Origin of the sequence: Cupriavidus metallidurans CH34, assembly GCF_000196015.1 — a bacterium.
GTDB lineage: Bacteria > Pseudomonadota > Gammaproteobacteria > Burkholderiales > Burkholderiaceae > Cupriavidus > Cupriavidus metallidurans.
Window position 1 is genome coordinate 533,873 of the sequence record NC_007973.1, and the last position, 16,183, is coordinate 550,055.

Here is a 16,183-nt window from a genome sequence, read left to right on the forward strand (position 1 = left end):
GCTATTTACATTCAGGAGTTAGACATGCCACTCGTATCCATGCGCCAGTTGCTGGACCATGCCGCCGAGAACAACTACGGTCTGCCGGCTTTCAACGTGAACAACCTCGAGCAGGTTCAGGCCATCATGCAGGCCGCCGACGAGGTCAACGCCCCGGTGATCATGCAGGCATCGGCAGGCGCGCGCAAATACGCTGGCGAGCACTTCCTGCGTCACCTGATCGAAGCCGCCGTGGAAGCCTATCCGCACATCCCGGTGGTGATGCACCAGGATCACGGCCAGTCGCCGGCGATCTGCAAGGCCGCCATCGACCTGAACTTCTCGTCGGTGATGATGGATGGCTCGCTGAAGGAAGACGGCAAGACCCCGTCGGACTACGAGTACAACGTCGACGTGACCCGCAAGGTGGTGCAGATGGCCCACGCGCTGGGCGTGACCGTGGAAGGCGAACTGGGTTGCCTGGGCTCGCTGGAAACCGGTGAAGCCGGCGAGGAAGACGGCATTGGCGCCGAAGGCAAGCTCGATCACTCGATGCTGCTGACCGATCCGGAGCAGGCCGCCGACTTCGTCAAGGCCACCCAGCTCGACGCGCTGGCCATCGCCATCGGCACCTCGCACGGCGCGTACAAGTTCACGCGCAAGCCCACGGGCGACATCCTGGCCATCGGGCGCATCAAGGAAATCCACGCCCGCATTCCGAACACTCACCTGGTGATGCACGGTTCGTCGTCGGTGCCGCAGGAACTGCTGGCTGAAATCCGCCAGTTCGGTGGCGACATGAAGGAAACGTACGGCGTGCCCGTGGAGGAAATCCAGGAAGCGATCAAGTACGGCGTGCGCAAGATCAACATCGACACCGACATCCGTCTGGCGATGACCGGCGCGATCCGCCGCTTCTTCGTGGAGAACCCGAGCAAGTTCGACCCGCGCGAGTACCTGAAGCCGGCCCGCGAAGCCGCCAAGCTCGTGTGCAAGGCCCGCTACATCGCCTTCGGTTGTGAAGGCCAGGCCAGCAAGATCAAGGCCGTGTCGCTGACCGACGTTGCCCAGCAGTACAAGGCCGGCAAGCTCGCCCAGGTCGTGCAGTAAATTGTGTCGTTGCCCCGCCTGGTGCGGGGCTTTGCTTCTTCATGGGGCTTCGCATCGCGCTCGAAGCCCCGCTTGTTTTTCAGCCGCAGCCGTTTTCACACCATGTCCGACGCCCTCTACGAATCCTCCATCCAGTCCCTGCCGCTGCTCGGCAAAGGCAAGGTCCGCGATAACTACGCTGTCGGCGACGACAAGCTGCTGATCGTGACCACCGACCGTCTGTCGGCCTTCGACGTGATCCTGGGCGAGCCGATTCCGGCCAAGGGCCGCGTGCTGAACCAGATGGCCAACTTCTGGTTCAAGAAGCTCGCGCACATCGTGCCGAACCATGAGACCGACGTGACCGCTGAGTCCGTGGTGGCGCCGAACGAGGTGGAGCAGGTGAAGGGCCGTGCCGTGGTGGTCAAGCGCCTGAAGCCGATCCTGGTGGAAGCGGTGGTGCGCGGCTACCTCGCCGGCAGCGGCTGGAAGGACTACCAGGCCACGGGCAAGGTGTGCGGCATCGCCCTGCCGGCCGGCCTGCAGAACGCGCAGAAGCTGCCCGAGCCGATCTTCACGCCGGCGGCCAAGGCCGAGATGGGCGAGCACGACGAGAACATCTCGTTCGATGAAGTCGAGGCCCGCATCGGCAAGGAACTGGCCGCGAAGATGCGTGACATCTCGATCCGTCTGTACAAGGAAGCCGCCGACTACGCCGCCACGCGCGGCATCATCATCGCCGACACAAAGTTCGAGTTCGGTCTGGACGAAAACGGCACGCTGACGCTGATGGACGAAGTGCTGACGGCCGACTCGTCGCGCTTCTGGCCGGCCGATTCGTATCAGGTGGGCACCAACCCGCCGTCGTTCGACAAGCAGTTCGTGCGTGACTGGCTCGAAGCCGTACGCATCGACGGCAAGCCGTGGCCGAAGACCGCGCCGGCGCCGAAGCTGCCGGAAGACGTGGTGCAGAAGACCGCCGACAAGTACAAGGAAGCGCTGACCCGCCTGACCGGCGAAGCGCTGCAGTAAGGGCAGGAAAGGTAATTGACGATGAGCAACGAATCGAAGCCTGTGGTTGGCGTGGTAATGGGCAGCAGTTCCGATTGGGACGTGATGCAGCACGCCGTGGCCATGCTCAAGGATTTCAACGTGCCGTTCGAAGCGCAGGTGGTGTCGGCGCACCGGATGGCCGATGACATGTTCCGCTATGCCGAAGCGGCGCGCGGCCGTGGCATCCGCGCGATCATCGCCGGCGCCGGCGGTGCCGCGCACCTGCCGGGCATGATCGCCGCCAAGACCATCGTGCCGGTGTTCGGCGTGCCGGTGCCGTCGAAGTACCTGCGCGGCGAGGACTCGCTGCTGTCGATCGTGCAGATGCCGAAGGGTGTGCCCGTGGCCACCTTCGCCATCGGCGAGGCCGGCGCCGCCAACGCGGCGCTGCACGCGATCGCCACGCTGGCCACCACTGACGACGCGCTGGCCAGCGCGCTGGAAGCGTTCCGCGCAAAGCAGACCGAAGCCGCGCGCGCGATGACGCTGCCCGTATAACTTTCTGAAGTCTCACCGTAGCCTGAGCCATGCCGACCGATATCCATCCCCACCTGTCCGAAGCGCATACCCCCGAGTCGCGCGCCGAGTTCGGCGTGAACAGTCCGAACTCGCCGATCCTGCCGGGCGCCTGGCTCGGCATGCTCGGCGGCGGCCAGCTCGGCCGCATGTTCACGCACGCGGCGCAGTCGATGGGGTACCGCGTTTGCGTGCTCGATCCGGACCAGGACAGCCCGGCCGGCTCCGTGGCTGACCGGCACATCTGCGCGGCATACACCGACGATGCGGCGCTGGCCGAACTGTCCAGCCTGTGCGAGGCGGTGAGCACCGAGTTCGAGAACGTGCCGTCGATCTCGCTCGAGCGTCTGGAGGAAGCCGGCGTGTTCGTCGCGCCGCGCGGCTACTGCGTGTCGATCGCGCAGAACCGCATCGGCGAAAAGAAGTTCTTCGCCTCCTGTGCGGACCGTACCGGCGTGCCGCCGGCCCCGCACTGGGTGATCCAGCACGATGCCGATGTGGACCGGCTGCCTGACGAAGTGCTGCCGGGCATCCTGAAAACCGCGCGGATGGGCTACGACGGCAAGGGCCAGGCGCGCGTGAAGTCGCGCGACGACGTGCGCGCCGCATGGAAGGCCATGCAGCATGTACCGTGCGTGCTCGAGCGGATGCTGCCGCTGGCGTACGAGGTGTCGGTGCTGGCCGCGCGTGCCGCCGATGGCTCCACCGCCACGTGGCCGCTGGCCGAGAACGTGCACCGCGATGGCATCCTGTTTTCGACGACGATGCCTTCGACGAGCGTGTCGGACGATATTTCCCAACGCGCCCGCAACGCCGCGGCGACGATTGCTTCGGAAATGGGCTACGTCGGCGTGCTTTGCATCGAATTCTTCGTGCTGACCGATGGCACGCTGGTGGCCAATGAAATGGCGCCGCGCCCGCATAACTCGGGGCACATCACGATGGATGCCTGCGAGACCAGCCAGTTCGAGCAACAGGTCCGCGCGATGGCTCGCCTGCCGCTGGGCAGCACCCGCCAGCATTCGGCCGGCAAGATGCTGAACCTGCTTGGCGACTGCTGGTTCGAGTTCGGCCTGGAGCGTACGCCCGCGTGGGATGAGGTGCTGGCGCAGCCCGGCGCCAAGCTGCACCTCTACGGCAAGAACGATGCGCGCCCGTCGCGCAAGATGGGGCACGTGAACTGCGTTGGCGACCACGCCGAAGCGGCCGACCGCACGTTCGATGCCGCCGCCAAGGCGCTGCACATCCCCAGCTGAAACCGGTAGTTCGCGATGTCTTCACGTATGCCCACCGCCGCGGAGCTGGACGAAGCCGTCCGCCTGCTCGAAGCCGGCGAGCTGGTGGCCTTCCCGACCGAGACCGTCTACGGTCTCGGTGCCGATGCCGAGAATCCTGAAGCCGTGGCGCGTATCTTCGCCGCCAAGGGCCGTCCGTCGAACCATCCGGTGATCGTTCACGTGGTCGATGGCGCCGATGTCGGCTACTGGAGCGACGACGTACCCGAAGCCGCGCAGAAGCTGATCGATGCGTTCTGGCCCGGTCCGCTGACGATCATCCTGAAACGCGCCGCCCACATCCCGGCAGCGGTTGCCGGTGGGCAGGACAGCATCGGCTTGCGCTGCCCGTCGCATCCGGTGGCGCAGGCACTGCTGTCGCGCTTCCGCCGTGGCCGGGGTGGCATTGCTGCGCCATCGGCCAACAAGTTCGGCCAGGTCAGCCCGACCACGGCCGAGCATGTGCGCGACGAGTTCGGTGGATCGGTCTATGTGCTCGAAGGCGATGGCGTGGACGTTGGCATCGAATCGTCGATCGTCGATCTGTCCCGCCTGGATACGGCTGGCCCGGTGCTGCTGCGCCCGGGCGCGATCACGGCGGCGATGATGGCCGACGTGCTCGGCACCATGCCGCTACCGCCGGACGCCGCCGCGCCGCGCGCGTCGGGCACGCTCAAGGCCCATTACGCGCCCCGCACCACGCTGACGCTGGCCCAGGCCGATGCCTTGCCGCAGTACCTGCATGGGCTGTCCGCCGATGGCAGGCTGGCTTGGGTGGGTCGCGCGCCGGCAACCAGCGATCCGCGCTGCACGTTCGTTGAAGCACCGGCCACGCCGGATGCTTACGCGCAGGAGTTGTACCGGCTGTTGCGCCGGCTCGACAAGGAAGGATTCCAGCGGCTGGTGTTCGAACCCTTGCCGGAGAGTCTCGAATGGGACGGGGTGCGGGACCGGTTGGGTCGCGCCGCGGCTGCGTTCGAGGATTGCTGAGGTTGGGGGAAGGCGAGGGGAAGGCCAGGCGCTCCATCCCCCACCACGCCTGTCACAAGACCCTCACCTCAAGGCGTGCCCTTATACACCCACTGCATCAACGCATCGTGCGCCTCCTGCGCTCCCGATGCGTTCGGGTGATTGATATACGCCACCACCACATAACGCTGCCCGTCGAGCGCGTCGACGTAGCCCGCCAGCGCGCGTACGTCCTGCAGTGTGCCCGTCTTCAGGTAGGCATTGCCGGCCGCATTGGCCCGGGTCAGGCGATTGCGCAGGGTGCCATCCACGCCGAGGATCGGCAGGGAGTCCATCAGCACCGGCCCAACATTGCTGGCCAGTGCCTGTTGCAGCAGACGCGCCATGTCATAAGCGCTGATCCGTTCCTCGCGTGACAGTCCCGAGCCGTTTTCCAGTACCAGATCCGGCATGTCCAGTCCCTGGCGCGATAGCCAGCGCTTGATCACGCGCGTCGACTTCTCGGTGCTGGCTGGGCCGCTCCGGTCGATCTCCGCGCCAATCGTCAGGAAGAGCTGACGTGCCATCACGTTGTTCGAGAACTTGTTGATGTCGCGCACGATCTCGCCGAGCGGCTGGCCGTAGTGCCGCGCCAGCAGGAACGCGCCGCGCGGCACGGTGCCGCCACGCAGCCCGGGCGGACGCACGAAGCGGCCACCCGCCGCCTGCCATTCGGCCACGAAGCCGCCCCAGATGAAATCGCTGTGCGAGAGCGTGGCCAGGTTGACCACGTGTTCGCCACAATCGGCGGAGTAGTTGCCGTCGAACGCGGCGACGATGGTGCCGTCTGACTGCGGCGTGATGCTTGGGTTGGCACGTGCGCGCCAGTCACCGCAACGGCCGTTGACCAGCGTCAGGCGGTTATCCACACGCAATTGCGCCAGCGCCGGCGTGACGGCCACGTCGACGGCGCGGCCGGCGGCGTCGGGCGTGATCGTGAAGGTGAGCGTCTTGAAGGCATAAAGCAGCGCATCAGGATTGACGTTGTAGGCGCGTTGCGTCTCGCCATCGATCGTGTAGCTGTTGTCCTGGGTATCCGCGAAGAAGCTGCGGTCGAGCACGAGATCGCCGTTGATGGCCGTTGCGCCTGTCGATCGCGCCGTGTTGACCAGCTTGGCCATCTCCTCGGGCACCAGCTTCGGGTCTCCCCGGCCGCGCAGATAGACGTTGCCGTTGATCACCCCGTCCGGACCCGGCTGGCCATCGGCGTAGAGCGAAGTGAGCCAGCGATAGTCGGGCCCGAGCAATTGCAGGCCGGCGAACGTGGTGACCAGCTTCATCGTCGACGCCGGGTTCATCGGCGCCTCGGCGTTCCAGCTCACACGCGGGCGCGGCGCGCCGACCTTGATCACGTAGAAGCTTGCTGCCGACAGCGGCACATGCGCGCGGCGCAGCGCCGTGGTGACAGTAGCGGGCAGGCCGGTGCGCGCGGCGGCCGGGTCCGCGGCTTCTGCACTGACGCGCTGGACCGACGGTTTGGTGGCTTTGACGGATTTGACGGGTTTGGCCTGGGCTCCAGTCAGGCCGAAGGCGAGCAGCGCGGCCGTTGCGATAACGGGAGACAGGCTGCGGCGGAGCAGGGAGGGGCGGATTGGCATGGCGCTCATGTTAACGCATGGCCCATGCCCGATGGATGACGTGAATGCGGCCGTTTTCGACCGTTTCCGGCCGCATTTTGTTGCTGAGGTCGACCGCGCGTCGCACGGTCGGATTTCCACGGTTCCTAGTTGGCCGACGGGCAATCGGCAGGCTGGCTATCCTCCTTCGCCTTGAGGCCAGGGATCGGGAAGACCGCGTCATAGACCCAGTTGTAGACCAGCGCGTAGACCATGTAGAAGCCGGCCACGGCGATGTCCATGATGAACGCGTCGAGCAGGGTCATGTCGAGGTACCACGCCACCGACGGCAGGAAAACGAGCAGCAGGCCACCCTCGAACAGGATCGCGTGCAGCACGCGAATCGCCGGCGTCTTCCGGAGCTGGCCGGTGAAGCGCAGCATCCCGCGGTCGAAGAGGATGTTGTAGACGTAGTTCCAGACGGCAGCGATCAGTGACGCGACGGCGCCCACCAGACCCATCTGGTGCAGCGCGTAGCCAAATACCAGGCTGGCAAGCGGGGCGAAGATCAGCAACCCGATCAGCTCGAAACCGACGGTGTGACGGATCCGGTCTGCGGTGGTGCGCATGAAGCTCTCCTTTGTGAAACGATGGAGCGCATTCTATCGGCGGGACAGCTAATCGCAAGTTGGGTAGTATCGGTTATTCCGATAGAAGGGGATTCCCCTGCGACCGGCTTTCCCCCCCGTCTGTCCCCGCCTGCCCCCTCCTGCTTGTGCGAGAGGGGAGAAAGCCAACGAGAACGCACACCATGAGCCTGTCCCTCGAACAGTTGCAAGCCTTTGCCGCCGCGGCCGAAACCGGATCGTTCTCCGCGGCGGCCCGCCAACTTGGCAAGGCACAGTCCGTCGTCAGCGCCGCCGTCGCCAATCTGGAGATCGATCTCGGCAACGCGCTGTTCGACCGCACCGCCCGTTACCCGGTCCTGACGCCGGCCGGCGAGCGGTTGCTGGTTGAGGCGCGTGTGATTCTGGAGCGTTGCGAGCACTTTCGGGGCGTCGCCAAGAGCCTGGGCGAAGGTGTCGAGTCCCGTCTCACGCTGGCCGTCGACGAGTTATATCCGGAAGAGACCCTTGGCGTGCTGCTCGACGAGTTCTCGCAACGCTTCCCGTCGGTCGAACTCGAACTGCTGTTTCCGCTGATGGAGGACGTGAGCAGGCTGGTGCTGAGCCAGTGCGCGGACCTCGGCATCATGTGGCGCCAGGAGATCCTGCCGCCCGAACTCGGCTTCCATGCGCTGGGCTGGGTGCCGATGCCGATCATCTGCGCGCCCGACCATCCCCTTGCCGCGCAGCCGCGCGTGGACTTCGAAGAGTTGAAACGCTACCGGCAGTTGATGGTGGCCACGCGCAGCGACAGCGAGGAAAAGAAACGGCTGCGTGTGGCGGCCGAAGTCTGGTGGGTGGAAAGCCAGTGGGTGATCGTCGAACTGGTCAAGCGCAAGCTCGGCTGGGCGTTCGTGCCCTGGCACGTGGCGGCCAACTCGCCCGCCGCTGCCGGGCTGGTATCGCCGCAGCTGACCTTCCAGGACCAGGATTGGCCCGTGGCGATGGAAATCGTCTGGCACAAGCAGCGGCCGCTGGGCAAGGCGGCCACATGGCTGCGGGAGCGGGTCAGTCAGCAGCCGTTGCCGATGCCTGGGGGGCGGTAGCGCGCTGCAGCGCCGCTATTGAGTCTGCCACCGAGTCTGTTACTGCGCCGTCGATGCAGGCGCGGTAGCTGGCGCGGTGCTATCGACCTTCCCCACCTCCATAGCCTGCCCATGCCATCCGCCGCCAAGCGCCTTGATCAGCGTGATGGCCGCTGTGTACTGCCGCCCCATGATCGTCAATGTGGTGTTCTCCGCCGTATAGGCCGCGGTCTGTGCCGTCAGCACATCCAGCAACGCTGCGGTGCCGGCCTTGTAGCGGTTGTTGACCAGCGAAAGCGCTTCACGTGCCGAGCGCAGCGCGTCGTTCTGGACGATCGACTCCTGTTCGAGCACGCGGGCCGAGGCGAGGTTGTCCTCGACCTCCTGGAACGCGCCCAGCACGGTCTGCCGATAGTTCGCCACGGTCTGGTCGTATTGGGCCACGGCAATCGCTGTATTGGCACGGCGCAGGCCGCCGTCGAACACGGTGCCGGCCAGACCAGCACCGATTGACCAGACGCGGTCGGGCAGGGAGAGCCAGCGCGCCAGGGTGCTGGCCGTCAGCCCGCCTGTGGCCGATAGCGAGAGCGTTGGGTAGTAGGCCGCCTCCGCCACGCCAATATTGGCGTTCGCAGATGCCATGCGCCGTTCCGCAGCCGAGATATCGGGGCGGCGTTCCAGCAACTGCGACGGCACGGCCACCGGTACGCGCGGAATCGCGTCGCGGTTGTCGACGGTCGCCACGGTCAGGTCCGCCGGGGGTTTGCCGACCAGTACCGCGATGGCATGTTCAAGCTGCTGCCGCGTGATCTGGATATCGAGTTGCTGTGCTTGCGCGGACTTGAGCTGGGTTTCCGACTGCAGCACGTCCGAGCGTTGCGCGGTGCCCGCCTTGTACTGGTTCTGCACGAGCTGCAGCGACTTCGCGTAGTCGGCCACGGTGCGGTCCAGCAGCGCGTGCTGGGCGTCTGCCACGCGCAGCAGGAAGTAGCTCTGCGCCAGCGTTGCCTGCGTGGAGAGCAGGATCGAAGCCAGGTCGGCCTCGCTCGCCTGCGCGCCGGCCTGGGCGCTTTCCACCTGCCTGCGCACGCGGCCCCACACGTCGATTTCCCAGTTGGCGGACAGCGTCAGGTTCTGGCCGTTGATGATCTGGCCATTGCTGCTCGTGGCGCCGCGCGATACGCCGGCATTGGCGCCGACCGTCGGGAAGTAGCCCGCGCGTGCCGCAGACAGCGATGCCGTGGCTTGGCGATACTGTGCTTCCGCCGCCTTGATGTTCTGGTTCGAGATCTTGACCTGAGACATCAGCGCGTCGAGCACGGGATCGTCGAACACGCGCCACCAGTCGGGGCGCGCCATGATGTCCTGCGGCTCGGCGGTTTTCCAGTCGCCGGTCCATGCGGGCATGTCCTCGCTGGCTTCCTTGAAGGCCTTGGGCACGGGCGCATCGGGCCGCTGGTAATCAGGGCCGACCGCACAACCGGTCAGCAGCGCACAAGCCAGCGCGACGACGGTGAACGAGAATTGGCTTCGAGACATGGCAATTGCCTTCATCAGTGTTCGAGGTGCGGCGTGGTGCCGCTTGCCTGGGTGCGACGACGCTCGCGCCAGGCCTTGACCTTGAGGCGCCAGCGATCCAGCGTGAGGTAGACCACAGGCGTGGTGTACAGCGTCAGCAACTGGCTGACGAGCAGCCCGCCAACGATCGAGATACCGAGTGGCGCGCGCAGTTCGGCGCCATCGCCGTGGCCCAGTGCCAGCGGAATCGCGCCCAGCATCGCTGCCATCGTGGTCATCATGATCGGACGGAAACGGAGCAGGCAGGCACGGTAGATCGCGTCGCGCGGGCTCAGGCCATCACGCCGCTCGGCGTCGATCGCGAAGTCGATCATCATGATCGCGTTCTTCTTCACGATGCCGATCAGCAGGATCACGCCGATCAGCGCGATGATGCTGAACTCGGTCTTGAACAGCAGCAGGGCCAGCAGCGCGCCCACGCCCGCCGACGGCAGCGTCGACAGGATCGTCAGCGGATGCACGTAGCTTTCGTACAGGATGCCCAGCACGATGTAGATCGTGATGATCGCCGCCAGAATCAGGATCGGCTGGCTCTTGAGCGAATCCTGGAACGCCTTGGCGCCACCCGCGAAGTTGGCCTGCAACGTCTCCGGCGCGCCGATCCGCGCGAGCGCATCCTTGATCGCGTCGGTGGCCTGCGACAGCGAATAGCCTTCGGCCAGGTTGAACGAGATCGTCGACGCCGCGAACTGGCCCTGGTGGTTCACGCCGAGTGGCGTGCTGGTCGGCATCACACGCGTGAAGGCCGCGAGCGGCACGCGCTTGCCACCGCCGGTGACGACATAGACATCCTGCAGCGCGTGCGGCCCCTGCAGATACTCGGAACTGAGCTCCATCACCACGCGGTACTGGTTGAGCGGGTGGTAGATCGTCGAGACCAGGCGCTGCCCGAAGGCATCGTTGAGGATCGCGTCGATTTGCTGCGCGCTGACGCCGAGCTTCGACGCGGTGTCGCGGTCGATGATCACCGACGTTTGCAGGCCCTTGTCATTGGTATCGGTGTCGACGTCCTCGATGCCCTTGATGTTCGAAATCGCGGCGCGAACCTTTGGCTCCCAGTCGCGCAGCACGTTCAGGTCATCAGACTGCAGCGTGAACTGGTATTGCGAACTGCTCTGTCGCCCACCGACACGGATATCCTGCACCGACTGCAGGAACAGGCTGGCGCCAGGCTCCTTGGCCAGCTTGCCACGCAGCCGCGCGATGATCGCATCGGCGGATTCCTTGCGCTCGGACAGCGGCTTCAGCGTGACGAACATCTGTCCCGTGTTGCGCTGCGAGCCGCCCGTGAAGCCCACCACGTTGACCACGGCCGGATCGGTCTGGACGATCTGGATAAAGTTGTCGAGCTTGGTGCGCATCGCCTGGAACGACGTGGCCTGGTCCGCGCGGATGAAGCCGATCAGGCGGCCCGTGTCCTGCTGCGGGAAGAAGCCCTTCGGCACGATCACGTAGAGCCAGACGTTCAGTGCCACCGTGGCCAGCAGAACGATCCAGACCAACGTGCTATGGCGCAACGCCGCGCCCAGCGTGCGCGCGTAGGCCTGCTGCATCCATGTAAAGACGTGCTCGGTCGCGCGATGAAAACGGCCCTGGGATTCTTCGTGCACTGGGCGCAGCAGCCGCGCGCACATCATCGGCGTGGTGGTCAGCGACACGACCAGCGACACCAGGATGGCGACCGACAGCGTGATCGCGAACTCCTGGAACAGTCGGCCGACGATGCCACCCATCAGCAGCAGCGGGATGAACACGGCGATCAGCGAGAGACTCATCGACAGCACCGTGAAGCCGACCTCGCGCGCGCCGCGCAAGGCGGCGGCCAGCGGCTTCATGCCCTCCTCAATATGGCGCGAGATGTTCTCCAGCACCACAATCGCATCGTCGACCACAAAGCCCGTGGCGATGGTCAGCGCCATCAGCGAAAGGTTGTTCAGCGAGAACCCGGCCAGGTACATCACCGAGAATGTGCCGACCAGCGATACCGGTACCGCCACACTCGGAATCAGCGTGGCCCGCACGTTGCGCAGGAACAGGAACACGACCATGACCACCAGAGCCACCGAGATGATCAGCGTCTGTTCCACCTCGCGCAGCGAGGCGCGGATGGTGGGTGTGCGGTCCATCATCACGTCCATCGAGATCGCGGCCGGGATCATCTTGCCCAACTGCGGCAGGATGTCGTTGACGCGGTCCACGGTCTCGATGATGTTGGCGCCGGGCGAGCGGTTTAGCACCAGCAGCACCGATGGCTTGCCGTTGGCAGAGCCGGCATTGCGGATGTCCTGTACCGAGTCGACCACATTGGCCACGTCCTGCAGGCGGATCGGCACCGCGAAGCCGTTTGGCCCCTTCGCGCCGTTGCTGCCGCCGGTGGCTCCGGTGGTGATCGTCGTGGTGCCGCTGCTGGTGGTGATGGTGGTCGTGGTGACACCGTTGACGGTCTTCGTGCTGACATTGCCGCCGGCGGCGGCGTTGGCGGTGCTGGCGATCAGCGCGCCGGCCGACGCGGACGAGTACGTGCCCGGCGTGGCGTAGCGGATGATCAGCGGCATGTAGTCCTTGGCCGCCATCGCCTGGTCGTTGGCATAGACCTGCCACGCGTTGTTGCTGTTCTCCAGCACGCCGAGCGGCCGGTTGGCGTTGGTGGCGCTGATGGTGTTGCGGACGTCTTCCAGCGAGATGCCGTACTTGTTCAGCGACGTGGGATTCAGCTCCACGCGCACAGCCGGCAGCGAAGAGCCGCCGATGGTCACCTGCCCGACGCCTTCCACCTGCGAGAGCTTCTGCGCGAGGATCGTCGACGCCGCATCGTAGAGCTGGCCACGTGACATCGTCTGCGAGGTCAGGCCGATGATCATGATCGGCGCGTCGGCCGGGTTGACCTTGCGATAGGTCGGGTTGTTCGGCAGGCTCGTGGGCAGCGTGGCGCGCGATGCATTGATCGCGGCCTGCACGTCGCGGGCCGCGCCGTCGATGTTGCGCGACAGGTCGAACTGCAGCGTCACGCGTGTGGAGCCGAGCGAGCTGTTCGACGTGATTTCCGTGACACCGGCAATCGTCCCCAGCGCGCGTTCGAGCGGCGTGGCCACCGTGGCGGCCATCGTCTCGGGGCTGGCGCCGGGCAGCGACGCAGACACCGAGATGGTGGGGAAGTCCACCTGCGGCAGCGGCGAGACCGGCAGCAGCCGGAACGCCGCGATGCCCGCCAGCAGAATGCCGATGGTCAGCAGCGCGGTGGCAACCGGGCGATGGATGAAGGTGGCCGACAGGTTCATCAGACGTTCGGCTCCTGCGGACGGTGCGGCTGCTGGCCGCCATCCTCTCCGGTGCCGCCCTCATCGGGGTCACCGAAGCGGTTGCGGCGCCAGGCCTTCAGGCGGATCGCGACGCGGTCGAACGCCAGGTAGATCACCGGCGTGGTGAACAGCGTCAGCACCTGGCTGACCAGCAGGCCACCCACCATCGTGATACCCAGCGGACGGCGCAGTTCCGAGCCGATGCCCGTGCCGAGCATCATCGGCAACGCAGCCAGCAGTGCGGCCATCGTCGTCATCAGGATCGGGCGGAAGCGCAGCAGACAGGCCTGGAAAATCGCATCGCGCGGCTTCATGCCGCCTTCGCGCTCGGCCTCAAGCGCGAAGTCGATCATCATGATCGCGTTCTTCTTCACGATACCGATCAGCAGGATGATGCCGATGATCGCGATGATGCCGATATCCTGCCCCGACACCAGCAGCGCCAGCAGGGCGCCGACGGCGGCCGACGGCAGCGTCGAGAGGATGGTCACCGGATGGATCGTGCTTTCATACAGCACACCGAGCACGATGTACATCGTGACCACAGCGGCCAGGATCAGCCACAGGGTGTTGGAGAGCGACGCGCGGAAGGCCAGAGCGGCGCCCTGGAACTCGGTGGCCATCGAGATCGGCAGGCCAATCTCGCTCTCGACCTTGGTGATCTTGTCCACCGCCGCGCCAAGCGATTCACCCGGCGCGAGGTTGAACGAGATCGTCGCGGACGGGAACTGGCCCTGGTGATTGATCACGAGCGGGCCGGTGCGCTCCGAGATGTGCGCGATCGACCCGAGCGGCACCTGGCCGCCCGACGACGACGGCAGGCGCAGCGCGGACAGCGACTCCGGGCTCACCCGGAATTGCGGCATCGTTTCCAGCACCACGCGATACTGGCTCGACTGCGTGAAGATCGTCGAGACCAGCCGCTGGCCGAACGCGCTGTAGAGCGCGCTGTCGATGACCGCGGTGGTGATGCCGAAACGCGCGGCGGCGTCGCGGTCGATCTCCACGTAGGCGCGCAGGCCGTTGTTCTGCTGGTCGCTGGCCACGTCGCGCAGTTCCGGCTCCTGCTTCAGCCGCTCAATCAGCTTCGGTACCCATTCGGCCAGCACGGCTGGGTCCGGGTCCTCGACGGTGAACTGGTACTGCGTGCGGGCCACGCGGTCCTCGATTGTCAGGTCCTGCACCGGCTGCATGTACAGCGCCACGCCGCCAAGCTTCTGCACCGAGGCCTGCAGCCGGTCGGTCACGACTGCCATCGAGTCGCGTTCGTCCTTCGGCTTCAGATTGATGATCATGCGGCCCGCGTTGATCGTCGTGTTGGTGCCGTCGACACCAATGAACGACGACACGCTATCCACGGCGGGGTCCTCGAGAATCACCTTCTGCACCGCCTCCTGCTTGCGGCCCATCGACTGGAACGAACTGGTCTGCGCGGCTTCGGTGATCGCCTGGATCATGCCCGTGTCCTGCACCGGGAAGAAACCCTTCGGCACCACCACGTAGAGAAGGCCGGTCAGCACCAGTGTGCCCACGGCGACGAGCAGCGTGGCCGTCTGGCGCTCGAGCACCCAGTTCAGCGCGCGGCCATATTGTTCGATCACGCTGTCGAAGAAGCGGCCCGTGACCACGTGGAAGCGGGACATTTCGCTCTCGGGCACGTGACGCAGCAGACGCGCGCACATCATCGGCGTCAGCGTCAGGGAGACCACTGCGGAGATCAGGATCGACACGGCGAGCGTGATGGCGAACTCGCGGAACAGCCGGCCGACCACGTCGCCCATGAACAGCAGTGGAATCAGCACGGCCACCAGCGAGAACGTCAGCGAGATGATGGTGAAGCCGATCTGTTTCGAGCCCTTCAGCGCCGCTTCCATCGGCGGATCGCCTTCCTCGATGTAGCGCATGATGTTCTCGATCATCACGATGGCGTCGTCCACCACGAAGCCGGTGGCGATGGTCAGTGCCATCAGCGTGAGGTTGTTGATCGAGAAGCCGGCCATGTACATCACGCCGAACGTGCCCACCAGCGACAGCGGCACCGCCACCCCCGGGATGATCGTGGCGGACAGGTTGCGCAGGAAGATGAAGATCACCATCACCACCAGCGCGACGGCCAGCAGCAGTTCGAACTCGACGTCCTTGACCGAGGCGCGGATTGTGGTGGTGCGGTCGGTCAGCTGCTGCACCTGCACGGAGGCCGGCAGCGACGCCCGCAACTGGGGCATCAGCGTCTTGATGCGGTCGACCACCTCGATCACGTTGGCGCCGGGCTGGCGCTGGATGTTCAGCACGATGGCCGGCTTGGCGTTGGCCCATGCGGCCAGGCGGCTGTTCTCGGCCGCATCGACGATGTCGGCCACGTCGGTGATGCGGATCGGCGCGCCGTTCTGGTAGCCGATGATGATCTGCTTGTATTCGTCGGCCGACTTGAGCTGGTCATTGGCGTCGATTGTCGACGCGCGCGCGGGGCCGTCGAAACTGCCCTTGGCGCCGTTCACGTTCGCATTGCCGATGGCGGTGCGCAGGTCGTCGATCGACATGCCGAGGTTGGCCAGCGCCGTCGGATTGGCCTGGATGCGCACGGCGGGGCGCTGGCCCCCGCTGATCGTGACCAGGCCCACGCCCTGGATCTGCGAGATCTTGGCGGCCACGCGCGTGTCGACCATGTCCTGCAGCTTGGGCAGCGGCAGCGTGTCGGACGTCATCGCCAGCGTCATGATCGGCGCGTCGGCCGGGTTGACCTTGCTGTAGATCGGCGGCATTGGCAGGTCAGCCGGGAGCAGGTTGCTGCCCGCGTTAATGGCGGCCTGCACTTCCTGTTCGGCCACGTCGAGCGACAGTGTCAGCTCGAACTGCAGCGTGATCACCGATGCGCCGCCGGAGGAGGACGACGACATCTGCTTTAGGCCAGGCATCTGGCCGAACTGGCGTTCCAACGGCGCGGTGACCGACGAGGTCATCACGTCGGGGCTGGCGCCGGGGTAGAGCGTGGTGACCTGGATGGTCGGGTAGTCCACCTCGGGCAGGGCCGAGAGCGGCAGCAGCCGGAATGCGACCAGCCCCGACAGCAGGATGGCCACCATCAGCAGCGCTGTGGCGACTGGCCGCTCGATAAAGATGCGTGAGGGATTCATGCCGCTC

At 65.7% G+C, this 16,183-nt stretch carries 11 protein-coding genes; 6 read left to right on the forward strand and 5 right to left on the reverse strand.

Features of this window, described 5'->3' with window-relative positions:
- Window positions 1–24 precede the first annotated feature (24 nt).
- The 5 genes from fba to RMET_RS02565 all read left to right on the forward strand — a co-directional run bounded on the left by fba (window position 25) and on the right by RMET_RS02565 (window position 4,901).
- Window positions 25–1,089, forward strand: a complete 1,065-nt coding sequence (gene fba, locus RMET_RS02545; protein ID WP_008652148.1) for a class II fructose-bisphosphate aldolase — start codon at window positions 25–27, stop codon at window positions 1,087–1,089.
- Window positions 1,090–1,191: 102 nt separating this feature from the next.
- A complete protein-coding gene (locus RMET_RS02550) occupies window positions 1,192–2,100 on the forward strand; it encodes a phosphoribosylaminoimidazolesuccinocarboxamide synthase (RefSeq protein ID WP_008652147.1) in 909 nt (302 codons plus the stop codon).
- Window positions 2,101–2,121: 21 nt separating this feature from the next.
- Window positions 2,122–2,619: a 5-(carboxyamino)imidazole ribonucleotide mutase gene (purE, locus tag RMET_RS02555; protein ID WP_008652146.1), complete on the forward strand. Its 498-nt coding sequence runs from the start codon at window positions 2,122–2,124 to the stop codon at window positions 2,617–2,619.
- Between the two features lie 29 nt (window positions 2,620–2,648).
- Entirely contained in the window at window positions 2,649–3,893 is a 1,245-nt protein-coding gene (locus RMET_RS02560; protein ID WP_011515371.1) for a 5-(carboxyamino)imidazole ribonucleotide synthase, read from the forward strand.
- Window positions 3,894–3,908: 15 nt separating this feature from the next.
- Window positions 3,909–4,901: an L-threonylcarbamoyladenylate synthase gene (locus tag RMET_RS02565; protein ID WP_011515372.1), complete on the forward strand. Its 993-nt coding sequence runs from the start codon at window positions 3,909–3,911 to the stop codon at window positions 4,899–4,901.
- A 68-nt stretch (window positions 4,902–4,969) separates the two neighbouring features.
- On the opposite strand, the gene RMET_RS02570 is transcribed toward RMET_RS02565, so the two are convergent.
- Window positions 4,970–6,526 (reverse strand): D-alanyl-D-alanine carboxypeptidase/D-alanyl-D-alanine-endopeptidase, encoded by a 1,557-nt coding sequence (locus RMET_RS02570; protein ID WP_011515373.1) that lies wholly within the window; start codon window positions 6,524–6,526, stop codon window positions 4,970–4,972.
- Between the two features lie 116 nt (window positions 6,527–6,642).
- Window positions 6,643–7,104: a PACE efflux transporter gene (locus RMET_RS02575; RefSeq protein WP_011515375.1), complete on the reverse strand. Its 462-nt coding sequence runs from the start codon at window positions 7,102–7,104 to the stop codon at window positions 6,643–6,645.
- A gap of 182 nt (window positions 7,105–7,286) precedes the next feature.
- Here RMET_RS02575 and RMET_RS02580 point away from each other — a divergent pair, with 182 nt between their 5' ends.
- Entirely contained in the window at window positions 7,287–8,186 is a 900-nt protein-coding gene (locus RMET_RS02580; protein WP_029308404.1) for a LysR family transcriptional regulator, read from the forward strand.
- A 39-nt stretch (window positions 8,187–8,225) separates the two neighbouring features.
- Here the strand turns inward: RMET_RS02580 and RMET_RS02585 are convergent, their stop codons facing one another.
- The 3 genes from RMET_RS02585 to RMET_RS02595 are packed head-to-tail and all read right to left on the reverse strand — an operon-like array spanning window position 8,226 to window position 16,176.
- Entirely contained in the window at window positions 8,226–9,719 is a 1,494-nt protein-coding gene (locus tag RMET_RS02585) for an efflux transporter outer membrane subunit (protein ID WP_011515377.1), read from the reverse strand.
- Window positions 9,719–13,021 (reverse strand): efflux RND transporter permease subunit, encoded by a 3,303-nt coding sequence (locus RMET_RS02590; RefSeq protein ID WP_011515378.1) that lies wholly within the window; start codon window positions 13,019–13,021, stop codon window positions 9,719–9,721. Before RMET_RS02590 ends, RMET_RS02585 begins: the two co-directional genes overlap by 1 nt.
- Window positions 13,021–16,176, reverse strand: coding sequence for an MdtB/MuxB family multidrug efflux RND transporter permease subunit (locus tag RMET_RS02595; protein ID WP_011515379.1), 3,156 nt, complete (start codon window positions 16,174–16,176; stop codon window positions 13,021–13,023). Before RMET_RS02595 ends, RMET_RS02590 begins: the two co-directional genes overlap by 1 nt.
- Window positions 16,177–16,183: the final 7 nt, after the last annotated feature.